We start from the raw sequence: 21,001 nt of genomic DNA, 5'->3' as shown, positions 1-21,001 counted from the left end.
ACCCAGAAGCGCTCAACCGGAGGTTCCCGGTGTTCGACAGCCGCCGGGGATCAACGCCTCCGGCGGCTGTCGCGCTGGACGGGCCGCGTCAGGCCTTGGTGATGTAGATCTGGTCCAGGACGGCGTTGCACTGGTTGCCGGCCTGGCAGGCGATCTGGATCGTGTTCGTGCCCGCGTTCAGGTTCACCAGCGACCAGGTGGTCTTCCAGCCATGCTCCCAATCGCCTGCGGGACCACCGCCGAAGTTCTTCATCATCAGCGGCCGAGACTGGGGCTGGTTGTTGATGACCAGGGTCGCGTTAGCGTCCACGCCCGGGATGCCGTAGCGCACGTTGAGCTTGTAGGTCCCCTTCTCGACGCCGGTGACCGTCCAGGTGACCGTCGCTCCCACGTGGTTGAAACCCGTCACATAGGTTCCGCCCTTGGCCTGCGCACCCTGGATGTCCGACGCCGTCGTCACGCCGGGCCCGAGCTGCAGAGCACTCGCGTCCGTCTTCGGCAGCTCCCCCGGCGCCGTAGAGCTGCTGTTGGAGGGGCTGGGTGCCTGGCTCTGGGACTGGCTCGGCGTGCTGCCCGCCTGGTTGTCCGTCTTCTTGTCGTCGTTGCCGTTGATCATCGCGACGCCGATGCCGATGACCACCGCGGCGACCACCGCGATCGCACCGATCAGCAGGCCCTTGGTGTTGGGGCCGCGGCGCGCGGGGGCGGGAGCGGACGACCGCGCCGTCGGGGCGCCGCCGGGCAGCGTCTCGGGCGCCTGGTAGTGGGCGTTCGGCTGGCCGTACGCGCCCTGTTGCGGCACCTGACCGTAGGTCGGCGGCGACTGCTGGCCGTACTGGCGCTCGCCGACCGTACGCACCCTGCTGACCGAGTTGGGGTAGCCGTAACCGCCGGACGGCGGCTGGGCTCCCCGGGCCTGGCCGTCTGCGTACAGATAGCCGAACGGGTCGTCGTCCTCGGGCGTGCTCGGGCCGTTTTCGCCGGGCGTCATCCCTTGGTCTCCTCAGCGGGTGCGAGCGGATGTGGTACAGGTCTGGAAGGCCGAGCCTACCCGCTCTGAATGAGCCAAACGGATGACTTGGCCCGCTTCAACGCCTTGACCTGGGGCTCACCCGGCGCGTCGGTGCTGTTTGGGACGAGATCGTTTCTCTACGTACATCCGCTCGTCGGCGGACTTCAACACTTCGTCCGCCGTCATCCCGCAGTGCGCCCAGCCGATGCCGAAGCTCGCGCCCACCCGGACCGCCCGGCCCTCGGCCCGGATCGGCTGGATGATCTCGTTGCGCAGCCGTACGGCGAGGTCCTGGGCGTCGGCCCGGCCGAGGCCGTCGGCGAGGATCACGAACTCGTCGCCGCCGAGCCGGGCCACTGTGTCGCCGTCGCGGACACCCTGGGACAGCCGCCGGGCGACCTCGATGAGGACGGCGTCGCCCGCGTTGTGACCGAACCGGTCGTTGATCGACTTGAAGCCGTCGAGGTCGCAGAAGAGCACCGCGAGACCCTTGGTGCCGTCGTCGCGGCCCTCCTCCGGGGAGGCGGTGTGGACATGGTGGTCGTAGGCGTCGTACGCCTCCGCGCCCGGCCCGAAGTCGAAGCCGTGCCCGGCGGGCCCCTCCAGGGCGGGATGGCCGTAGGCCGCGTCCAGGGAGTCCAGCGCGCCGGCGTGCGCCGGGCGCTGGCAGAGCCGGGCCGACAGCCGGGAGCGCAGCTCGGCGGAGTTCGGCAGGCCGGTCAGCGAGTCGTGGGAGGCGCGGTGGGCGAGCTGGAGCTCGCGGCGCTTGCGCTCCTCTATGTCCTCGACATGGGTGAGCAGGAAGCGGGGGCCGTCGGCGGCGTCCGCGACCACCGAGTTGCGCAGCGAGACCCAGACGTACGTCCCGTCCCGGCGGCCCAGGCGCAGCTCGGCGCGGCCGCCCTCGGCGGAGGTCCGCAGCAGGGTGCCGATGTCCTCGGGGTGGACCAGGTCGGAGAAGGAGTAGCGGCGCATCGCGGAGGCGGGGCGGCCGAGGAGGCGGCACAGGGCGTCGTTGGTGCGCAGGATCCGGCCGTGCTGGTCGCCGCCCATCTCGGCGATGGCCATGCCGGAGGGGGCGTACTCGAAGGCCTGCCGGAAGGATTCCTCGCTCGCGCGCAGCGCCTGCTGCTCGCGCTCCAGGCGGACCAGCGCGCGCTGCATGTTGGAGCGCAGCCGGGCGTTGCTGATCGCGATGGCGGCCTGGAAGGCGTACATCTGGAGGGCCTCGCGGCCCCAGGCGCCGGGCAGCCGGCCGTTGCGCGGCCGGTCGACGGATATGACTCCGAGCAGCTCGCCGCAGGAGCCGCCCTGCACGCCCGGCGTGTACATGGGGGCGAAGAGGCGGTCGGAGGGGTGCCACTCGTCCTCGAAGCGAGGGGCGGGGCCGTCGGTGTACCACTGGGGGACGTCGTCGTCGTCCAGGACCCAGCCCTCGGTGTGCGGTATGAAGACGAGGTCACCCCAGCGCTCGCCCATCTCCAGCCGCCGGTCCCAGGAGGCACGGGAGCCGACCCGGCCGGTGATGAGGGCCTCGGCGGCGGAGTTCCCGGAGAACGCGGCGACGACGAGGTCGCCGTCGGGGCGCACCAGGTTCACGGCCGCCATCTCGTACCCGAGGGCGTTCACGGCGCCGTCGGCGACCGTCTGCAATGTGTCCGCCAGGCTGCGGGCCGTGTTCATGTCGGCCATGACCTGGTGCAGCTGTCGCAGGGACGCAAGACGGACATACGGCTCCGACTCGGTCTCCATGCTCGCCCTCCCCCCGAGACCTCGCAGCGAATCAAGGGTTGTCTCTCGCGGCTTACCAGCCACTGAATCACAGCGCGCTGCTCACTCGGTACACAGGGTCAACAATTCCTGCCTCTTGTGACTCAAGTCACAGCGGAAGATGAACAATTGAGTGGAGTTTTCTTCGTTTTCCCGATGCGTTTCGTCCGTTTTCCGAAGGCTGAGCGTTTCGCTTCGTCCGGTCGTCGTGCGGTGGTCCTCCGGTCGTCGTGCGGTGGTCCTCCGGTGGTCCTCCGGTGATCCTCCGCTGGTCGTCCATGGTCGTCCGGTGGTCCTAGGTCCCGGCTCGGCCGGAGGCCCGATGTGCGGCACCGGCGGCGCGGACTAGCGTCTCCGGCGTGCTGAAGACTCCCTCCCCCCTCACCTCCGCCGCTTCCGGGCATGCTGAGGGGGTGAGCAACGACGAGTTCCGGGCCGCGATGTCCCGGCTGGCCGCGGGCGTGGTCCTGGTCACCGCGCAGGAACCGCCGCTCGATCCGGACGACCCGCACGCGCCGGGCACCGAGGACGTCGGCATGACCGCCACCGCCTTCATGTCGGTCTCCCTCGACCCCCCGCTGGTCATGGTCAGCCTGCGCGACGGGTCCCGCATGGACGACCTGCTCGCCGAGCAGCCGCAGTGGGCGGTGTCGGTCCTCTCCGAGAGCCAGCGGCACATCGCGGGCCGCTTCGCCATGAAGGGCCGCATCAGCGACCGGCTCCTCTTCGAGGACATCCCCTACACCCGCGGCGAGGCCACCGGCGCACCCCTGGTCGGCGGCGCGCTGGCCACCCTGGAGTGCCGTACCGAACAGCGGGTCCCGGCCGGCGACCACACCCTGGTCATCGGCCGCGTGCTGACCGCCCACGTGCCCAGCGCGGAAGGCGGCCCCCTGCTGTACTTCCGCAGCAGGTACCGCCAGCTGGACTGAGGGCGGGGATATTGCGTGGTCGGCGGGCGGGGCGCGTGGTTAGCGTGCCCGGATGACACTCCGCCTGGAAGAGATCACGCCCCGGACCTTCGACACCGCCGTCGGCATCCGCGTACGGCCCGAGCAGGAGCACGCCGTCTCGCCGGTCGTGCAGTCCCTCGCCGAGGCCTACGTCCACCCGGACGGCGTCGCCTGGCCCCGCCTGATCCTGGACGGGGACCGCGCGGTCGGCTTTCTGATGGCGTTCTTCGACATCGACTGGTACGGCGACGGCAGCGTGCGCCGCTCCGGGCTGTGGCGGCTGAACATCTCGGCGGACGCCCAGGGCCGCGGCTACGGCGCGTTCGCCGTGGAGTCGGTGGCCGCGGAGATCCGCCGCCGGGGCGGCAACGAGCTGTACGTGTCCTGGCACCCCGGCCCGGACGGCCCCGAGGGCTTCTACCTCGGGCTGGGCTTCCGCAGGACCGGGGAGACGAGCGGCGGGCAGACGGTGGGGGTGCTGGAGCTGTGAGGCACCCGCGCCGCCTCAGACCTCCTCGATCACCTGCCGGGACAGCCGGGCCGGGTCGGTGACGACGTCGATGACCGCGACCCGGCCCGCCACGATGGTGAACGCGAGCGTGCGCTCGGGGCGGCCGTCGGCCAGGACCACCAGCCCGGTGACGCCGTCGACCAGGGCCGGACGGGCGATCCGGGCGAGGTGCGCGAAGCCCTTCGCGTTCGAGGCGACCGCCGTCGCACCGGCGGTGACGCCGGCCTCGGTACGGGCGACCACGTCCGGGTCGAGCACCGCCAGCAGCCCCTCGAAGTCGCCCTCCCGCGCGGCGGCGAGGAACGCGTCGACCACCTCCCGCTGCCGTACCCGGTCCGTCTCCGGCGCCCCGGCGCCCCGGACCCGGCGCCGCCCCCGGCTGGCCAGCTGACGCGCGGCGGCCGGGCTGCGCCCGAGGGTCGCACCGATCTCCTCGAAGGGCACCCCGAACAGGTCGTGCAGCACGAACGCCAGCCGCTCGGCGGGCGACAGCGCCTCCAGGACGACCAGCAGGGCGGAACCCACCGAGTCGGCGAGCAGGGCGTCGTGCGCCGGGTCGGGTGCGTCGGAGGGCGCCGGATGCCAGACGTCCAGGGGCTGCTCGCCCCGGGAGCGGCGGGAGCGGAGCATGTCGAGGCAGACCCGGCCGACCACGGTCGTCAGCCAGCCCCCGAGGTTCTGCACCGCCGCGGTGTCGGAGCGGCTCAGCCGGAACCAGGCCTCCTGCACGGCGTCCTCCGCCTCGGCGGCCGAGCCCAGCATCCGGTGCGCCACGGCCCGCAGATGCCCCCGGTGCTCCTCGAACCGCTCGGCGAGAAAGTCGTCGTCACTGTGGTGCTCGGTCATGCGCGGGCCCGGCCTCTCGTCCTCGTCCGTCGTCACCCTCTGCGGGCTGCAACCCGCTGACGGATCGGGGGCCTCGGATGTGACAGAGCCGTCGGCCGGCTACATCGCTATGTCCAGTCGCGGCCCGAGCGGGCCCGCTTCGTCTCCGCCCGCTGCTTCTTCTCCCGCAGCCGGCGCTCGTTGATCCCGCGCGGGATACGGGTCGGCTTGCGGGGCTTGGGCGGGGGCGCGGTGGCCTCGGCGAGCAGCGCGGCGAGGCGTACGGCGGCGGTCTCCCGGTTGCGCCACTGGGAGCGGTGCTCGGAGGCGCGCACGGTGACCACTCCGTCGACCAGCCGGCCGGCCAGCCGCCGCAGCGCCCGCTCCTTCCACACCTCGGGCAGCGCCTGGGTGTTGGCCAGGTCGAAGCGCAGTTCCACCTGGGAGTCGCTGGTGTTGACATGCTGTCCGCCGGGCCCGGACGACCTGGAGAAACGCCACATCAGCTCGGCCTCCGGGAGGGAGACGGAGCCGCGGACGGGATAGGGACCGGACATGCCCTCCATGTTCCCGGCCCGGCCGGGCCCACGTCACCTGGATTTACGTCACCGGTATGCCACAGCCTCGGTAGAACAGCCTCGGTAAAAAAGGTAAAGGGATCCGGAACCACGGGGACCCCCCTCGACGTTCTTCCGGGTGACGGTAGCTTCGACCGCACGGATCGAAAGATCACAGGTGCAGGGAACATCAAGGAAGGGACTCCCAACATGGCTGTAAGCCTGTCCAAGGGTGGCAACGTCTCGCTCTCCAAGGAGGCTCCGGGCCTGACCGCCGTCACCGTGGGCCTCGGCTGGGACGTCCGCACCACCACCGGCACGGACTTCGACCTCGACGCCTCCGCCATCGCGGTCAACCCGCAGGGCAAGGTCTACTCGGACGCCCACTTCGTCTTCTTCAACAACAAGCAGACCCCGGACAACACCATCGTCCACACGGGCGACAACCGCACCGGCGAGGGCTCCGGCGACGACGAGTCGATCAACGTCAACCTGGCCGCGCTCCCGGCCGACATCGACAAGGTCGTCTTCCCGGTCTCCATCTACGACGCCGAGAACCGCGGCCAGAACTTCGGCCAGGTCCGCAACGCCTACATCCGCATCGTCAACCAGGCCGGCGGCGCCGAGATCGCGCGCTACGACCTGTCGGAGGACGCCGCCACCGAGACGGCCATGATCTTCGGCGAGCTGTACCGCAACGGCGCGGAGTGGAAGTTCCGCGCGGTCGGCCAGGGTTACGCCTCGGGTCTGGTCGGCATCGCCCAGGACTTCGGCGTCAACGTCTGAGGTACCTGAGACACCGTGGCCTGAGACACCACGGTCTCAGGCACTGTGGCCGGCGGCGCGGGCATCCCGGTCCCGCCGCCGGCCGACCTCAGGGGTGGGCCGGCTTGCCGTCCCCGTACAGCCAGTCCTTCCAGATCTCCGCGAAGTCCTTGCCGGGGGCCTTCCGCTGCACGTAGGCCGTGAAGTCGGCGGTGCTCGCGTTGCCGTGGCGATGGGCCGCGGCCCAGCCCTGGATGATGTCGTAGAAGGTGTCGTCGCCGACCTTCTCCCGGATCTTCTGAAGGACCATCGCGCCGCGTTCGTAGACGGGGCTGTCGGAGATGTGCGCGGCGCCGGACGGCCGCGCGGGCGGGTAGGCCCAGATGTCCTTGCGGTCGCCGTGGTAGAGGTCCAGGAAGGTCTTCCTGGTGCTGGGGCCGCCGTGGTCCTCCTGCCACAGCCACTCCGCGTAGGTGGCGAAGCCCTCGTTGAGCCACATGTCGCGCCAGGACTCGGGGGTGACGGAGTTGCCGTACCACTGGTGGGCGAGTTCGTGGACGAGGGTGGTGGTCTCCGGGGCGCCGGGGAAGACGGGGCGGTTCTGGGTCTCCAGGGCGTAGTCGATGTCGTCGGGGCGGTCGACGATCGCGCCGACGGAGGAGAAGGGGTACGGCCCGAAGTTGTACTCCTCCCACTTGATGATCTCGGGGATCTTCGCGAGGACGTCGGCGCTGTCCTCGTCCTGGGTGGGATCGACCGCGGTGATGACGGGCAGTCCGTGCGGGCCGGTGGTGCGGCGGATGTCGAAGTGGCCGACGGCGACCGTGGCGACGTAGCTCGCCATGGGCTGGGCGGTGTGCCAGTGGTAGGAGGTGCGGCCGCCCTTGGTGCGCTGGTCGGCCAACTCCCCGTTGGAGACGGCCTGGAGGCCTTGGGGCACGGTGACGGTGATGTCGTAGGTCGCCTTGTCGGAGGGGTGGTCATTGCCGGGGAACCAGGCCATGGAGCCGACGGGTTCGCCGAGGCCGAGGGCGCCGTCGGCGGTGGGCAGCCAGCCCTCCTTGGAGCCGTCGGGGTCGGTGAGGGTGTGCGGGACGCCGGAGTAGCGGACGGTGGTGCTGAAGGTCTCGCCCCGGGTGAGGTCGTCGTGCGGGCGGACGGTGAGTTCCTGTCCGGCCCGGTTGAAGCGGGCCGGCCTGCCCTCGACGGTGACCGAGTCGACGTGCAGCCCGGACAGGTCCAGGTCGAAGGCGGACAGGTCCTGGGTGGCGCGGGCGGTGATGACGGCGGTGCCGGTGAGGTGGTGGCCGTGCGGGGTGTAGTCGAGGGTGAGGTCGTAGTGGCCGACGTCGTAGCCGCCGTTGCCCGCCCTCGGGAAGTACGGGTCGCGTACGCCGGAGCCCCCGGGGGTGCCGTGCACTCCGCCGTCGCACGCGGTGCCGGTGAGGGCGAGGGCGAGCAGGACGGCGGTGGCCGGGACACGGCGCACGGATCTGGACACGTCAGCGATCTTAGAAGAGTGATCCAGTGGTCTCGGGGGTGTGATCCAGTGATCTCGGGTACGTCGCCCGGCGGTCTCCGGTGCGTGGTCCGGCGGTCACTGGTGCGTGGTCCACCACGGGGGCGTGACACCATCTCATCCGTGCTCGACATCGGCTATGCCCTCTCCAACCGGTTCCCGGACCCGCCGCAGACCGACTACCGCCGCGCGGACGTCCACGCGCTGCGGCACGACCTGTTCTGCGGGGACGTCTATCTCGCGGACACCGAGTCGGACCGGGAGCTGTCCACAGCCTGGGGATGGGTGCCGGTGCTGGACTTCGCGTGGGCGCTGTGCGACATCGCCGAGCGGCTGGACCGGGACCCGATGGGCTCCCGCGCCGCCCGGCCGCAGCGGGCGGAGCTGGACTTCACCGAGTCCACCGACCGGATGCTCTTCGAGCGCCGCTTCGGCTGGGTCGACATCAGCGCGGACTGGGTGCCGGCCGAGGAGTCCCCGCTGAGCTTCTCCCACACCGACCTGCGCCGCGAGGCACGGGACTTCCTGCACGACCTGATCGCCGACCTCACCGATCTGCACGAGGACCTGGCGGAGAACCCGGCGATCTGGACCCTCCAGGCCCGCTTCCCGAGAGTGCCGTAGCCCAGCCCCCGCCGAGCCGGGCGCTTACTCGACCCGGAGTCCCAGGGCCACCGCCAGCGCCGGTGCCAGGTCCAGCAGCTGGGCCGTGCTGATCACGGCGCCGGACATCCGGTCCAGGCCCCGGGTGATCTCCAGCGGAGCGGCGCCGCGCAGATCCACGTCCGCCAGGGTCGCGGCGGTGAAGTCGGCGCCCTTCAGGGCGCAGTTCACGAACTCGACCCGCTCCAGACGGGCACCGCCGAAGTCCGGCTCGACCAGGACGCAGGAGTCGAAGACGACGTCTTTGAGCCGGGCCATGCGCAGGTTCAGATAGTCGATCTTGCCGCCGTGGACCACGACCCGCTCCAGGGTGGCGCCGTGCAGCTGGGTGCCGCCGAGGCGTGGGTCGGTCAGCTCGACATCGCGGAGCGTCGCCTCGGCGAGGTCCGTGCCGACCCCGCGCGGCCCGGTGAGGACCGTGTCGAGGATGCGGGCGTGGCGCAGCCGGGTCTCGTCCAGCACACAGCCGGTGAGCGCGCAGTCCATGAACCGGGCGCCGCCGCCGTCCTGCCCGGCCAGCTCGGCGTCCTGGAACTCCAGCCCGTCGTAGTCCCCGTCGGGCGACAACTCGACGCCGGCCCACGGCACGAGCGACGGCAGCCGCACCTCCGGCCGCCGCGCGCTCTTCACCTTGGGCCTGCCCGCGCCCGCCCCGCCCGTCGCATCCACCGCTCTCCTCGCCATGCCCCCATGCTGCACCCCGCCACTGACAACGCCCGGCGCCTCTGACCGTGCCCGGGGCCATCGCCTCCGCCCGACCGGATGCGTTACCTCCCGATTCATGATGTTCTGTCGGGGTGAGTATCGGCCGAACGGGTGAGGCCGGAGCGGGCGGAGCAGCCGGAGCAGGCGGGGCGGCCGGAGCGGGCGGCACCGCCGCACAGGGCGTGGACCCGCACCGCTGGTGGGGCCTGGTGGTGATCGCGCTCGCCCAGCTGATGATCGTCCTCGATGCGACGATCATGAACATCGCGCTGCCCTCCGCCCAGCACGCCCTGCACATGTCGGACGGCAACCGGCAGTGGGTGATCACCGCCTACACCCTCGCCTTCGGCGGGCTCCTGCTGCTCGGCGGCCGGATCGCCGACCTCGTCGGCCGCAAACGCACCTTCGTCATCGGGCTGATCGGCTTCGCCGCCGCCTCCGCGCTCGGCGGGGCGTCCACCAGCTCCGGCATGCTGTTCGGCGCCCGCGCCCTCCAGGGCGTCTTCGCCGCCCTGCTCGCGCCCTCCGCGCTCTCCCTGCTGACCACGACCTTCACCGACCCGCTCGAACGCGGCAAGGCCTTCGGTATCTACGGCGCGCTCGCCGGCAGCGGCTCGGCGATCGGCTTCATCGTGGGCGGCCTGCTCACCCAGTACCTGAACTGGCGCTGGTGCCTGTACGTCAACGTGCCCATCGCCGTCCTCGCGGTCTTCGGCGCCTTCGCGCTGCTGCACGACCGGCCCGGCCATCGCGAGGCCCGGCTGGACGTGCCCGGCGCGCTGCTCGGCTGCGGCGGACTGGTGGCGATCGTCTACGGCTTCAGCGAGGCCGAGCCGCGCGGCTGGACGGACCCGCTGGTCCTCGCCCTGTTCGCGAGCGGACTGCTGCTGCTCGCCGTCTTCGTCTGGTGGCAGGCCCGCGCCCCGAGCCCGCTGCTTCCGCTGCACATCGTCAGGGACCGCAACCGCGCCGGCTGCTTCCTGACCATGATGCTCGCGGTGATCGGCATGTTCGGGCTGTTCCTGTTCATGACCTACTACTTGCAGACCATCCTCGGCTACTCACCGGTCAAGACCGGTCTCGCCTATCTGCCCCTCACCGCCGCCATCATCACCGGTTCCACGCAGATCTCCGCCCGGCTGCTGCCCCACGTGGCGCCGCGCATGCTCATGACCCCCGGCATGGTCCTCGGCGCGAGCGGCATGATGCTGCTCACCCGGATCACGGTCCACTCCTCCTACCCCACCGAGATCCTGCCCGCCCTCGTCCTCATGGGCCTCGGCATGGGCCTGACCTTCATGCCGGTGTTCGCCACCGCCACCGCCGGGGTCGCCCCCCGCGACTCCGGGGTCACCTCCGCGACCGTCAACACCTCCCAGCAGGTGGGCGGCTCGATCGGTACGGCACTGCTCAACACCATCGCCACCACCAGCAGCACGGCGTACATCGCCGCCCATCTGCGCTCCCCCGCGCAGAAGTCCACCGTCGTCCCGGCCGGCATCGTCCACGGCTACACGGTCGCCATCTGGTGGGCGGCCGGCATCATGCTGCTGGCCGGCCTGGTCGCGGGCCTGATGGTGACGGGCCGGGCACCGAAACACGGCGCCCCGGCCGACGCACCGGTACCGGAGTCAGTGGGCTGAGACCGGCGCGGCCCCCAGCGCGGCCAGCGCGCCGTCGGTGAGCCGGTACACCGTCCACTCGTCCTGCGGGCGGGCGCCGAGCGCCTCGTAGAAGCCGATCGCGGGCCGGTTCCAGTTCAGCACCGACCACTCCAGCCGCTCGTAACCGCGCTCCACACAGATCCGCGCCAGCTCGGTCAGCAGCGCCCGCCCGTGACCGCCGCCGCGCGCGCCGGGACGGACGTACAGGTCCTCCAGGTAGATGCCGTGCACCCCGCGCCAGGTGGAGAAGTTCAGGAACCACAGCGCGAAGCCGACCGGTTCGCCGCTCGCGTCGTCCACCGCCAGGTGCGCGAACGCGGCCGGCCGCTCCCCGAACAGCGCCTCCCGCAGCTGCTCCTCGCTCGCCCGCGCCTCCTCTGCGGCCTTCTCGTACTCGGCCAGCTCACGGATCAGCGCGTGGATGACAGGGACATCGGCGGGGGTCGCGTTGCGAATCATGCGGGGAGGCTAACGGGTGGACGCGGCGCGGCACGATCCGGCGGTACGGCGGACCAGCGGTACGGCGGACCAGCCGGCGGCCCCCGCCTGCCGCCCGCCTACCGCCCGCTCGCCTACCGCCCTCCCGCCTACCTCCCGGCCACCCGGTCCGCCACCTTCGCCAGGCGGGACGACCCCGTCCCGGGGCGCAGGCGTTCGCGCTGGTCGGCGGCGCGGTAGGTGGCGTACATCGCCTGCACGCCGAGCCAGCGCAGCGGCTCCGGCTCCCACTTGCGCACCCGGTGGCTGACCCACGGCAGATCCGTCAGCTCGGTCCGGCCGCCCTGCCCGGAGTCCCGCAGCACCAGGTCGCGCAGCGTGCGCGCGGCCAGGTTGGCGGTGGCGACGCCGGAACCGACGTAACCGCCCGCCCAGCCCAGGCCCGTGCTCCGGTCCAGGGTGACGGTCGCGCACCAGTCGCGCGGCACCCCGAGCACGCCCGACCAGGCGTGCTCCACCCGCACCCCGGCCAGCGAGGGGAAGAAGCGGGTGAGGATCTCCTGGAGCGCCTCGATCGTCGCCTCCTGGGTACGGCCGTCGTTGTCGGTGCGCGATCCGAAGCGGTACGGCACCCCGCGCCCGCCCAGCGCGATCCGCCCGTCGGCCGTGCGCTGCGCGTACATGTACGCGTGCGCCATGTCGCCCAGCGTCTCCGCGCCCGCCCAGCCGATGGACGCCCACTGCTCCTCGGTCAGCGGCTCGGTGGCGATCATCGAGGAGTTCATCGGCAGCCAGGTCCGCCGCTGGCCCTTCAGGGAGGCGGTGAAGCCCTCGGTGCAGCGCAGCACGTACGGGGCGCGGACCGTGCCGTAGGGGGTGACCGCGTGCTTCGGCCGGATCTCCGTCACCGGCGTCGACTCGTGGATGACCACGCCGAGCCGCTCCACCGCCGCCGCGAGCCCCTTCACCAGCTTCACCGGGTGCAGCCGGGCGCCGTGCGGGGTCCAGCTGGCACCCACCGCGTCCGCGACCCGGATCCGCTCGGCCGTCTCCCGGGCGCCGTACAGCTCCCGGTCCTTCTCGCCGTACGACAGCTCGTGCTCGTGGAACGCCTTCAGCCGGGCCAGCTGCGCCGGGGTCGTCGCCACCTCCAGTACCCCGCCCCGGTGGATGTCGGCGTCAATGCCCTCCGCTCCGGCGACCGTGATCACCTCGGCGACGGTGTCGTTCATCGCCTTTTGCAGCCGTACGGCGGCATCGTGGCCGTGCAGCACGGCGTACCGGTCGCGGCCCGCGATCCCGTTGTACAGCCAGCCGCCGTTGCGCCCGGCGGCGCCGTACCCGCAGAACTTCTGCTCCAGCACGGTGATCCGCAGGAAGGGCGCGGCCCGCTTCAGGTAGTACGCGGTCCACAGGCCGGTGTATCCGCCGCCCACGATGACGACGTCGGCCGACGCGTCCCCGGACAACGGCTCCCGCACGGCGGGCAGACCGTCGTCCGCGTACCAGAAGGAGATCCCACCGTTGACGACACCGCCCATGACCCCGCCCACGCCCCTGCTCGCCGAGCTGCTCATGGCCGGACGCTAACCCCTCGGACCGGCCAGTGTCTCCTTCGGATTCCATGTTTTTCCGCGCCCTCTGACCAGCGGATAACAGCCCAGACCGATCAGTGCGGCCAGGAAGTGGCCGAAGTCGGTGAAGGTCGGCCCCTCGGTCAGCGGCAGCCCGAAGACGACCAGCACCACCAGCAGATACGGGTACCGCCAGGGCACCGCGAGCCGGTAGCCGAGCACCGCGATGACCCCGGCCAGCGCGTAACTGACCCCGATGTCCAGGGTGTCCACCGCCGAGCGCGGGGCGAGCCCCTCCTGGATCGCGACCAGCAGCGCGCCCTCGCTGATCAGTGAGGCCAGCACATGGGCGAGCGCGCACACCGCGAGCCAGCGGGCCGTCCCCAGCCAGCGCTCGGCAGGCGCGTGGAACACCGTGTACAGGAAGGCGTACGGCACCCAGCGCCCGCTGTCGATCCACATCGCGCTCGCCACCAGCACCCGCACGGGGTTGCGGGACAGCTCATGGATGTTGGTCGACCGGTGACGCAGGAACAGCTCCTCGAACTCCGGCGACATGCGGTGCAGGGCGAACGTCGTCACGAACAGGATCGCCAGCCACACATAGGTCCCGGGAGCACTGCGGACATACCCCCGCACTCGGCTCAGGCCCCGGATGATTCCCATCCCCCGATTCACGCACGCCGGTATCGTCCGCCCCGTGATCGACATCCCGGTCGAGCTGGCCGAAGCACAGGAGAAGTACAACGGCACGGCGGGCCGGGCCTTCCTGGCGGCCCTGCCGGACCTCGCGGCCACCTTCCTGACCCGCTGGCACCTCCACCTCGCCGGCCCCGCGATGAGCGGCGTCTCCGCCCTGGTCCTCCCCGTCACCCGCGCCGACGGCACCGACGCCGTCCTCAAACTCCACCTGCGGGACGACGAGAACGCGGGCGAACCGACCGCGCTGCGCACCTGGAACGGCGCCGGGGCCGTACGGCTCCTCGACCACGACCCGGACACCCACACCCTGCTCCTGGAGCGACTGGACCCCACGCGCACGCTCGCCCGGCTGCCCGACTCCCGCGAGGCCGCCCGGGTCGTCGGCAGCCTCCTGGCCCGCCTCAGCTCCGTCCCGGCCCCGCCCGGCCTGCGCCGACTCGGCGACCTGACCGCGCCCCTGCCGGACCGCACCCGGTCGGCCCTCCCCCGCATCCCCGACCCCGAGACCCGCCGCCTGATCGCCGACTGCGCCGCGGCCGTGCGCGAGGTCGCCGGCGAACCCGGTGACCGGCTGCTGCACTGGGACCTGCACTACGGCAACGTCCTCGGCGCCGACCGCGCCGACTGGCTCGCCATCGACCCCAAGCCCCTCGCCGGCGACCCCGGCTTCGAACTGTGGCCCGCCCTGGCCAACCGCTTCGACCCGGCCGAGACCCGCTGGCGCTTCGACGCGCTGAGCGACGCCCTCGCCCTGGACCGGGCGCGGGCCCGTGCCTGGACCCTCGCCCGCTTCCTGCGCAACGCCCTGTGGAACCTCGAGGAGGGTCACCCGATCGAGGACGGGCACCTGGAGATCGCCCGCGAACTCCGCCGCGCGCGGCTCTGCTGAATGCCGAAAGCGCACGGCATTTCTGTTCCAGAGCCCCCTGTCGGATTCGAACCGACGACCTTCGCTTTACAAGTTCGATTCGGGCCCGCTTCGGCAGCGGTCGGCGACTGGGTGGACGGTCGGACAGAGTCGCTGGTGTACACGCCAGTCCAGCGTCGTTGATGTCAGCCGTGGATGTCAGGCGCGTTCTGATCCGTAGCTCTACAGAGATCGGTTAACGAAGGTTATAGGGGCCACCGTTCGGCCCTTAGAAGGCGTCATTGGCCACGGTTAATTGCTGAGGTTGCTGTACTTCTCCGCTGCACAGCCTGGGCAGCTCTGTAGGCGCTGGCGAGGTTGTTGCGGCTGGCCAGGGTCTGGGGGTGGGTGTCGCCTAAGACCTGCTCGCACTGGGTGAGGGTGGTCTCATACAGGGGGATGGCCCGCCCCAGATCCCCGGCTGCCTGGTAGGCGCTGGCGAGGTTGTTGCGGCTGGCCAGGGTCTGGGGGTGGGTGTCGCCTAAGACCTGCTCGCACTGGGCGAGGGTGGCCTCGTACAGGCGGATGGCCCGCCCCAGATCCCCGGCTGCCTGGTGGGCGTGGGCGAGGTTGTTGCGGCTGGCCAGGGTGTCGGGGTGGGTGTCGCCCAGGACCTGCTCGCGCTGGGTGAGGGTGGCCTCGTACAGCGGGATGGCCCGGCCCAGGTCCCCCGCCGACTCATAGGCGTAGGCGAGGTTGTTGCGGCTGGTCAAGGTGTCGGGGTGGGTGTCGCCCAGGACCTGCTCGCGCTGGGTGAGGGTGGCCTCGTACAGCGGGATGGCCCGCTCCAGGTCCCCCGCCGACTCATAGGCGCCGGCGAGGTTGTTGCGGCTGGCCAGGGTGTCGGGGTGGGTGTCGCCCAGGACCTGCTCGCGCTGGGTGAGGGTGGCCTCGTACAGCGGGATGGCCCGGCCCAGGTCCCCCGCTGATTCGTAGGCGTAGGCGAGGTTGTTGCGGCTGGTCAGGGTGTCGGGGTGGGTGTCGCCTAAGACCTGCTCGCGCTGGGTGAGGGTGGCCTCGTACAGCGGGATGGCCCGCTCCAGGTCCCCCGCCGACTCATAGGCGCCGGCGAGGTTGTTGCGGCTGGCCAGGGTGTCGGGGTGGGTGCCGCCCAGGACCTGCTCGCACTGGGCGAGGGTAGTCTCGAACAGGGGGATGGCCCGGCCCAGGTCCCCCGCTGATTCGTAGGCGTGGGCGAGGTTGTTGCGGCTGGTCAGGGTATCGGGGTGGGTGCCGCCCAGGACCTGCTCGCACTGGGCGAGGGTGGCCTCGTACAGCGGGATGGCCCGTCCCAGGTCCCCCGCCGACTCATAGGCGCCCGCGAGGTTGTTGCGGCTGGCCAGGCTGTGAGGGTGGGCGTCGCCCAGGACCTGCTCCCACTGGGCCGCGGCGGCGGTGCGCAGGAGGATAGTGTGGGCGTCGCGCCCTTGGCGGTACAGGTATTGAGCCGCGGAATGATAGGCGCCCGCCGTTTCGGTCGATGCCGGGCTGGCGGGTGGTGTGGAATCGGCTACGGCAACGACGTGGGGAAGAAGCCGCTCCCACCGTGAGGTGTCGGTGTCCTCGTCGGGCAGGGCCTGCTGGATGAGGTGTTCGGCGTCTCGCCGACCGGGTGGGTAGCCGCCGGGGTCGGTGGCGGGTCGGTGCCGCAGGACGGTCTGCACCAGACGGTGGACGCTGACGTCCTGGCGGTCGGCGCTGTAGGCGATCATGTTGTACGCATGCAGAGCGCCCAGGGCCTCGCCGAGGGCGAGCGGGCCGGGGAAGAGCGGGGCGAGCAGGGCGCGGGGGATGCCCTCGGGTGCCAGCCAGGCCATGGCGCCGAGGAGCATGACGGCCTGCGGGTCGCGGCGTTCGATGGCGGTCAGGGTGTGGCGCCAGATCCGAGCAATGGTGCGCTCGGGATCGATCCCGCCCGCAGCCGTGTCCATGACCTGCCCCAGCATCTGCCGGTAGTCGGCCAGCGAGGTGCCGGTCTCGAAGAGGTAGGCGCCGGCCTGTTCCAGTGCCAGCGGCAGGTAGCCGAGCTCAGCGGCAAGGGCGGCGGCGTCCTGGCGCTGCTGTGATGTGGGGGTGTGCTCTGGCCCGAGGGTGAGGGTGCACAGCAGGTCCACGGCCGTCTCGGCGTCGAGCAGGCCAAGGGGCATGGTGGGGGCGATGGTGTGCCAGCCGGTCGCGGTTCGGCTGGTGGCCAGGTGATGCCCGTCCGGGAGCGTGCCGAGGTAGTGGCGCAGGTCGGCGGGGTCTTCGACGTTGTCGAACACGAGTAGCCAGCCGGGATGCCATTGCAGCCACAGGATCGCCCACGCCGCCCGCTCCTGCGCCCCTGCGGTGGCGGCCCACTGTGGGCACAGCCGCACGGCGAGGGCGGCCAGGCTGGTGACGATCTGCTCGGTGCTCGCGGCGTTGATCCACCACACCAGCGTGTACGTGCGCCGGAAGGTGTGGGCGTAGTGCAGGGCGAGCGTGCTCTTGCCGATCCCGCCCAGCCCATGAATCGCTCGCGTCCCGGAGACCTGGGTGACCGCAGCCTCCCCCTCGGCGGCCAGCAGCCGGCGCAACTCGGCCAGCTCGTCCTGGCGTCCGACGAACACCCCGGACGCGGACCCGGGCAGATTCCCGGCCCCCGGCGGTGCCTCAATCTCCCTGGCCCAGCGCACCGCCTCGGCCGGCAACATCACCACTTGGGCGCCGTCCCCGGTGATTGCCACACCGACGCCACCGCCCACCGCCACGGATCGCGGACCCGTCGCCTGCGGACCGCCGCCCCCGGACACATCCGTCATGGCCGGATCGTCGTGTTGTCCCCGGTGACGGCCGTGGTGATGCTCTTCGCGGCAATCGACCGCTCCCCCGACGCCGTCACGTTCACCGTCTCGCCGGAAGCGGGCAGCATACGGGCCAGCTCGGCCAGCAACTTGGGATCCTCACGCAGCGCACGCTTGATCTGCTGGCGCACAGCGGCTGCCGCGTCTGCATCATCCGGCGCTTCGGCCGCGTCCTGGACCGCGGCCTCCAGCTCCGCCCGGCCCTGCTCGCCACGCCGACGCCACACCGCTTGCAGCATCCGCCGCCCCAGATTCGCCGTGGCATCCACCGCCGCGCTCTCCGCCCGGGAGAACACCGCCACCCCGTACGCGCTCACCGCAGTCGACAGATACGGCCCCGCCTGCTCCACCAACTGCACAACCTCAGCGCTCACTTGACCCCCCAGACTTCATGGCTACAGGTGACCCAGCCTAGGAACACACCCCCCACTCACACAGCCCAAACGCCCAAGCCACCCCGAGCGGTTCCACCGCCGACCAGCTGAGAGAACCTCGACCGGGGTGACCGATGCCCTAGGCAGGGCTCGCCCTCAGCTTGGGAAGCTGAGATCATTCGAGGCCGGTTCGGACGCTGACCTCGGCGGATGGCCGTAGAGCCGCTTCATCGGGTCTGACCGCTTTCACCGTGGTTCCCCGCTGCTTCCCGCTCTATCTGGTGCGCTTGTGGTGCGGGCGCTGGCCCATCGCCGGGGACCGTCGCTGCGGCCGGCGGAGCTTGCTGCACCGGGATGCCCCCGAGGGGTGGCAGGAGCAACGGGGGCTCACCCGCCCTGCGCCGCCGGAATGCGTCGAACTGCATCGGGAGGGCGTATACGTAGTTCAAGATCGCTTCTGTGAGCAGCAGGGCATCATGCGCATCCTGCTTCTGCACCGGCATGCCGGTGTGGTGCGCTCCGTGGTTACCGAGGCCTCGCAACTCCTGTGCCCACTCAAGCAAGCGACCGTCGAGCTTTCCCTCGGCCGAGAGCTGTTTAAGCGCGTTTATCAGAGGCTTCGCAGTCGCTCCTTGGTCGAGGCAGAGACCTTCGAGGACCCGTCGGACCATGACAGCCGTAGCAGTGAAGGCCTTGGCGGTGAAGCAGCGGCGGGCCTCTTCACACTCGTCTCGCAGCTTGCTCGGAACGCTGAAACTGAGCTGATCCCCCGTAGGTGGGTAGACCCGTACGGGATCGGACCAGCGCCCTTCTAGATCGTCACCTTGAGTAACGACTAGAGCCCTTCCACACTCACTGCACTGGGCGAGGGTCACGAGATCGCCGGGCCCCCACATGTCTGTATCCGGCTCCAGCACGCGCCCAGCGGCACCGGCTATCACTGGCTTATCGCACTCAGGGCAATGGACGACGACCGGTGCCGTCGGATGCGGCAGCTCAAGAGTCACGCCCCGAAACTAGCGGAACCGCATCCCCACCAACCGTGGGTTTGGCCTAACAGCTGCTGAAGAACCCTTGGCAGCGCCCGCCCGAGAGCGCTGAGTGCGGTGCTCAACCGTGCTTTCGGCGGAGCCCTACCGCCCCGCCTCCGTGGCAGCGCGGAGGCGCCCCTGCGGTCGAGGTCACTGACTGATGACCGCCCATCCGCATTGCGGCGGTCGCAAGCCACGTGACCGATGTCAGTGCCTAGCGCTACCGTTCGAGACATGACTATCAGGCAACCCGACCTACGGAGCCCTCCCATGATCTAGCCTGGTCCCTCCACGTAGGGGGAGGGGCGCTGCCTGGTGGTGAGGGCAATCGAACCTGCGGACGGGCGGAAGCCGCGGGCCAGCCACATCGAAGCCGTCGACAGCCGTCACGTCACGCAGATGATGGAGCAGCTTCAGCAGGGCTACATCAAGTCGGTAGCAGCCACGGCCGGCCTCGCCGTTGAGATCGTTCCCGTCGATGTGTACGGCTACGATGTTCGGTTGATCAGGCCGCCTCGGGACCACATGGACGAAGAGTCCGCAGTGCTCGCCCAGCTCAAGTGCACCACGCAGATCGTCCCCGACCCCTCCCGTGAGTTCTTCAGCTACCAGTTCACCAAGCGCCAGTATTTCGATCACTTGGTGAAGGCCCGGAAGTACCCCAAAGCGATCCTGATCGTTATGACTGCGCCGACACGGCAAGCGGACTGGACCGAGGTTACACATGATGGCCTCTGGACTAGGCGATCTTGTTTTTGGGTATCACTGGAGGGCGTCCATGCCGACTCTTCGATCAAGAAGCCTACGGTCCGCATCCCCACCAGAAATCGAGTAGACGCTCACGCCCTCGCAACCATTCTGGACAAGATCGACAGGGGTGAATCGCTAAATGACTGACATGTCGAGCGTAACGCTCCCTGCGCGAGTGGACCCGGAAAAATTGGGAGCCCTACTGGAAGACGCTGGCTGGAAGCGCGTCGGCGGTAGGAGGGGAATCTACTCGCGATATCTTCCCCCAAAGGTGAGCGACGACTGGACAGAATTCAGCCTCATGCTCCCACTCGATGTAGAGGCGCCAGAATTCTCGGAGACGATGCGGCTCGCTCTGCTGCAACTGTCACAGGATCGCGACTTTTGGTTGCGATCGCTCTATCCGAGACTTATTGCCGAAGCGTCTGACGAATTCAAATTTCGGAAGGAGTCGTCTGCGCCTAGCGGTTTCATCGAGTGGAGGAGTGGAGAACGCCTTGTTGAGTCGGCTCGCAGGACGTTGTTGGCTGGTGCCAAGTCTTACATGGGTCCTGACCGCCATTTCGTGAACAGGCATGGCCGCTTCGCTTATCGATACCTTGATCAGATCCTGATGGGGCAAAGTGCGCCAGGCAGTTACATTATCACTGCTTACGCGCCCCCCAATGCTGGCGTCCCGCTGTCGACCTCTGCGGTAGCACCGTCGATCGCACTACCCGAACTGGGACTTGCGAGTGTTCGGGATGTCAGTCAAGCCGTCGTCCGCGCAGTGCAGGCCACCATTGAAGCACTCGACCACTATCGTTCGAGCGGGTCGCTCTCTGGTTTCGAAGCGGGCGTCGTTCATGGCATTTCGTACGAGATGACAAATGCCCTTCTTGGAATTGCCGAGAATTCGGACGGTGCAGATATTAGCGTGGAGTGGGATCCCACCATGCCCGCTCCTGTTGACCTGGATTCTCGATTTGAGCTGCAAGGTTCGGATGTACTTCCACTAAATAAAGCAGCTATGAAACTAGCGTCAGATGACTCCTCCCGAGTTACGGCGATGATCGGACGAGTGCACCTGCTTGCCAAGAAGCAGGCTGGAAGTCCTGGTGTCTTTGGTATCGAGGCGCTCGCATCGGGACCAGCAAAAAAGGTCCGCGTCCGACTCTCGGATGAAGAGGAATATCATGAGGCGGTCAGGGCGCATGAGGAAGACTTGGCGTTGCAGGTAAGCGGCCGACTAGAAAAGGAAGGGAATCTCAGCTGGCTATATGACGCGACCGTTCTGCGAACGCTTGGTCCCATCTCTGACTACGCGCGCCCTTCTCGGTCTCCGGTGATGCGCGGACAGATTTCCCTGTTCGCAGATGAGGCGCAGGAGTCCCCCTCCGAACATTGAGATCGCTGTGGGCGGGAGCCCACCGCCTTCCCCAGCTCCCATCCCGTACGCCGTCGACCCACACAC

The 21,001-nt window shown here is 69.9% G+C and carries 20 protein-coding genes and 1 tRNA gene; 8 read left to right on the top strand and 13 right to left on the bottom strand.

Features of this window, described 5'->3' with window-relative positions; translation table 11 throughout:
* Positions 1 to 88: 88 nt before the first annotated feature.
* Both ACWCV9_RS29355 and cdgB read right to left on the bottom strand, forming a co-directional pair.
* Positions 89 to 991: a carbohydrate-binding protein gene (locus tag ACWCV9_RS29355; protein ID WP_450791012.1), complete on the bottom strand. Its 903-nt coding sequence runs from the start codon at positions 989 to 991 to the stop codon at positions 89 to 91.
* Between the two features lie 117 nt (positions 992 to 1,108).
* The gene (gene cdgB / locus ACWCV9_RS29350) at positions 1,109 to 2,764 is read right to left on the bottom strand and encodes a diguanylate cyclase CdgB (RefSeq protein ID WP_385845639.1); all 1,656 of its coding nucleotides are present in this window, start codon (positions 2,762 to 2,764) and stop codon (positions 1,109 to 1,111) included.
* Positions 2,765 to 3,141: 377 nt separating this feature from the next.
* Here cdgB and ACWCV9_RS29345 point away from each other — a divergent pair, with 377 nt between their 5' ends.
* Both ACWCV9_RS29345 and ACWCV9_RS29340 read left to right on the top strand, forming a co-directional pair.
* On the top strand, positions 3,142 to 3,714 hold the full coding sequence (locus ACWCV9_RS29345) for a flavin reductase family protein (RefSeq protein WP_450791010.1): 573 nt from the start codon (positions 3,142 to 3,144) through the stop codon (positions 3,712 to 3,714).
* A gap of 52 nt (positions 3,715 to 3,766) precedes the next feature.
* Positions 3,767 to 4,225 (top strand): GNAT family N-acetyltransferase, encoded by a 459-nt coding sequence (locus ACWCV9_RS29340; RefSeq protein WP_450791008.1) that lies wholly within the window; start codon positions 3,767 to 3,769, stop codon positions 4,223 to 4,225.
* Positions 4,226 to 4,240: 15 nt separating this feature from the next.
* On the opposite strand, the gene ACWCV9_RS29335 is transcribed toward ACWCV9_RS29340, so the two are convergent.
* Positions 4,241 to 5,092, bottom strand: a complete 852-nt coding sequence (locus tag ACWCV9_RS29335) for a sigma-70 family RNA polymerase sigma factor (protein WP_450791006.1) — start codon at positions 5,090 to 5,092, stop codon at positions 4,241 to 4,243.
* Positions 5,093 to 5,199: 107 nt separating this feature from the next.
* Positions 5,200 to 5,637, bottom strand: coding sequence for an alternative ribosome rescue aminoacyl-tRNA hydrolase ArfB (gene arfB / locus ACWCV9_RS29330; RefSeq protein ID WP_450791004.1), 438 nt, complete (start codon positions 5,635 to 5,637; stop codon positions 5,200 to 5,202).
* 201 nt (positions 5,638 to 5,838) lie between these two features.
* Here arfB and ACWCV9_RS29325 point away from each other — a divergent pair, with 201 nt between their 5' ends.
* A complete protein-coding gene (locus tag ACWCV9_RS29325) occupies positions 5,839 to 6,414 on the top strand; it encodes a TerD family protein (RefSeq protein ID WP_450791003.1) in 576 nt (191 codons plus the stop codon).
* Positions 6,415 to 6,502: 88 nt separating this feature from the next.
* On the opposite strand, the gene ACWCV9_RS29320 is transcribed toward ACWCV9_RS29325, so the two are convergent.
* The gene (locus ACWCV9_RS29320; protein WP_385845633.1) at positions 6,503 to 7,894 is read right to left on the bottom strand and encodes a M1 family metallopeptidase; all 1,392 of its coding nucleotides are present in this window, start codon (positions 7,892 to 7,894) and stop codon (positions 6,503 to 6,505) included.
* A gap of 141 nt (positions 7,895 to 8,035) precedes the next feature.
* On the opposite strand from ACWCV9_RS29320, the gene ACWCV9_RS29315 reads away from it, so the two are divergent.
* Positions 8,036 to 8,536: a hypothetical protein gene (locus ACWCV9_RS29315; protein WP_450791001.1), complete on the top strand. Its 501-nt coding sequence runs from the start codon at positions 8,036 to 8,038 to the stop codon at positions 8,534 to 8,536.
* Positions 8,537 to 8,560: 24 nt separating this feature from the next.
* On the opposite strand, the gene ACWCV9_RS29310 is transcribed toward ACWCV9_RS29315, so the two are convergent.
* Positions 8,561 to 9,259: a pentapeptide repeat-containing protein gene (locus ACWCV9_RS29310; RefSeq protein WP_450791000.1), complete on the bottom strand. Its 699-nt coding sequence runs from the start codon at positions 9,257 to 9,259 to the stop codon at positions 8,561 to 8,563.
* A gap of 113 nt (positions 9,260 to 9,372) precedes the next feature.
* Here ACWCV9_RS29310 and ACWCV9_RS29305 point away from each other — a divergent pair, with 113 nt between their 5' ends.
* Positions 9,373 to 10,923: an MFS transporter gene (locus ACWCV9_RS29305; RefSeq protein ID WP_450790998.1), complete on the top strand. Its 1,551-nt coding sequence runs from the start codon at positions 9,373 to 9,375 to the stop codon at positions 10,921 to 10,923.
* On the opposite strand, the gene ACWCV9_RS29300 is transcribed toward ACWCV9_RS29305, so the two are convergent.
* From ACWCV9_RS29300 to ACWCV9_RS29290, 3 genes are all read right to left on the bottom strand, one after another.
* Entirely contained in the window at positions 10,912 to 11,403 is a 492-nt protein-coding gene (locus tag ACWCV9_RS29300; protein ID WP_450790996.1) for an N-acetyltransferase family protein, read from the bottom strand. The genes ACWCV9_RS29305 and ACWCV9_RS29300 overlap by 12 nt on opposite strands.
* Positions 11,404 to 11,531: 128 nt before the next feature.
* On the bottom strand, positions 11,532 to 12,959 hold the full coding sequence (locus ACWCV9_RS29295) for an NAD(P)/FAD-dependent oxidoreductase (RefSeq protein ID WP_450790995.1): 1,428 nt from the start codon (positions 12,957 to 12,959) through the stop codon (positions 11,532 to 11,534).
* Positions 12,960 to 12,968: 9 nt separating this feature from the next.
* Positions 12,969 to 13,622 (bottom strand): rhomboid-like protein, encoded by a 654-nt coding sequence (locus ACWCV9_RS29290; RefSeq protein WP_450790993.1) that lies wholly within the window; start codon positions 13,620 to 13,622, stop codon positions 12,969 to 12,971.
* Here ACWCV9_RS29290 and ACWCV9_RS29285 point away from each other — a divergent pair.
* On the top strand, positions 13,612 to 14,547 hold the full coding sequence (locus tag ACWCV9_RS29285) for an aminoglycoside phosphotransferase family protein (RefSeq protein ID WP_450790991.1): 936 nt from the start codon (positions 13,612 to 13,614) through the stop codon (positions 14,545 to 14,547). The two genes, ACWCV9_RS29290 and ACWCV9_RS29285, sit on opposite strands and share 11 nt — an antisense overlap.
* A 31-nt stretch (positions 14,548 to 14,578) precedes the next feature.
* Here ACWCV9_RS29285 and ACWCV9_RS29280 read toward each other — a convergent pair.
* The 4 genes from ACWCV9_RS29280 to ACWCV9_RS29265 all read right to left on the bottom strand — a co-directional run bounded on the left by ACWCV9_RS29280 (position 14,579) and on the right by ACWCV9_RS29265 (position 18,663).
* Positions 14,579 to 14,642: transfer RNA gene (locus ACWCV9_RS29280), tRNA-Ser, on the bottom strand.
* 162 nt (positions 14,643 to 14,804) lie between these two features.
* On the bottom strand, positions 14,805 to 17,351 hold the full coding sequence (gene fxsT, locus ACWCV9_RS29275) for an FxSxx-COOH system tetratricopeptide repeat protein (RefSeq protein WP_450790989.1): 2,547 nt from the start codon (positions 17,349 to 17,351) through the stop codon (positions 14,805 to 14,807).
* Complete coding sequence (locus ACWCV9_RS29270; RefSeq protein ID WP_450790987.1) at positions 17,348 to 17,767, bottom strand: hypothetical protein; 420 nt, start codon at positions 17,765 to 17,767, stop codon at positions 17,348 to 17,350. Before ACWCV9_RS29270 ends, fxsT begins: the two co-directional genes overlap by 4 nt.
* A 227-nt stretch (positions 17,768 to 17,994) precedes the next feature.
* Positions 17,995 to 18,663 carry a DUF4145 domain-containing protein gene (locus ACWCV9_RS29265; RefSeq protein WP_450791102.1) on the bottom strand — a complete coding sequence of 223 codons (669 nt, stop codon included), beginning with the start codon at positions 18,661 to 18,663 and terminating at the stop codon, positions 17,995 to 17,997.
* Positions 18,664 to 19,113: 450 nt separating this feature from the next.
* On the opposite strand from ACWCV9_RS29265, the gene ACWCV9_RS29260 reads away from it, so the two are divergent.
* Together ACWCV9_RS29260 and ACWCV9_RS29255 are read left to right on the top strand one after the other, a co-directional pair.
* Positions 19,114 to 19,695 carry a DUF4365 domain-containing protein gene (locus ACWCV9_RS29260; RefSeq protein ID WP_450790985.1) on the top strand — a complete coding sequence of 194 codons (582 nt, stop codon included), beginning with the start codon at positions 19,114 to 19,116 and terminating at the stop codon, positions 19,693 to 19,695.
* Between the two features lie 124 nt (positions 19,696 to 19,819).
* Complete coding sequence (locus tag ACWCV9_RS29255; protein WP_450790983.1) at positions 19,820 to 20,935, top strand: hypothetical protein; 1,116 nt, start codon at positions 19,820 to 19,822, stop codon at positions 20,933 to 20,935.
* Positions 20,936 to 21,001: the final 66 nt, after the last annotated feature.

The sequence above is a fragment of the Streptomyces sp. NPDC001606 genome (assembly GCF_053596835.1).
The sequence above is the reverse complement of the archived record's forward strand: the minus strand, read 5'-3'. Positions and strand labels throughout refer to the sequence as shown.

Excerpts from the sequence above, each read along its gene's own strand:
- ACWCV9_RS29355 (WP_450791012.1), bottom strand. The coding sequence starts at position 991 with ATGACGCCCGGCGAAAACGGCCCGAGCACGCCCGAGGACGACGACCCG.
- cdgB (WP_385845639.1), bottom strand. The coding sequence starts at position 2,764 with ATGGAGACCGAGTCGGAGCCGTATGTCCGTCTTGCGTCCCTGCGACAG.
- ACWCV9_RS29340 (WP_450791008.1), top strand. The coding sequence starts at position 3,767 with ATGACACTCCGCCTGGAAGAGATCACGCCCCGGACCTTCGACACCGCC.
- ACWCV9_RS29335 (WP_450791006.1), bottom strand. The coding sequence starts at position 5,092 with ATGACCGAGCACCACAGTGACGACGACTTTCTCGCCGAGCGGTTCGAG.
- arfB (WP_450791004.1), bottom strand. The coding sequence starts at position 5,637 with ATGGAGGGCATGTCCGGTCCCTATCCCGTCCGCGGCTCCGTCTCCCTC.
- ACWCV9_RS29325 (WP_450791003.1), top strand. The coding sequence starts at position 5,839 with ATGGCTGTAAGCCTGTCCAAGGGTGGCAACGTCTCGCTCTCCAAGGAG.
- ACWCV9_RS29310 (WP_450791000.1), bottom strand. The coding sequence starts at position 9,259 with ATGGCGAGGAGAGCGGTGGATGCGACGGGCGGGGCGGGCGCGGGCAGG.
- ACWCV9_RS29300 (WP_450790996.1), bottom strand. The coding sequence starts at position 11,403 with ATGATTCGCAACGCGACCCCCGCCGATGTCCCTGTCATCCACGCGCTG.
- ACWCV9_RS29295 (WP_450790995.1), bottom strand. The coding sequence starts at position 12,959 with ATGAGCAGCTCGGCGAGCAGGGGCGTGGGCGGGGTCATGGGCGGTGTC.
- ACWCV9_RS29285 (WP_450790991.1), top strand. The coding sequence starts at position 13,612 with ATGATTCCCATCCCCCGATTCACGCACGCCGGTATCGTCCGCCCCGTG.
- ACWCV9_RS29290 (WP_450790993.1), bottom strand. The coding sequence starts at position 13,622 with ATGGGAATCATCCGGGGCCTGAGCCGAGTGCGGGGGTATGTCCGCAGT.
- fxsT (WP_450790989.1), bottom strand. The coding sequence starts at position 17,351 with ATGACGGATGTGTCCGGGGGCGGCGGTCCGCAGGCGACGGGTCCGCGA.
- ACWCV9_RS29265 (WP_450791102.1), bottom strand. The coding sequence starts at position 18,663 with ATGTGGGGGCCCGGCGATCTCGTGACCCTCGCCCAGTGCAGTGAGTGT.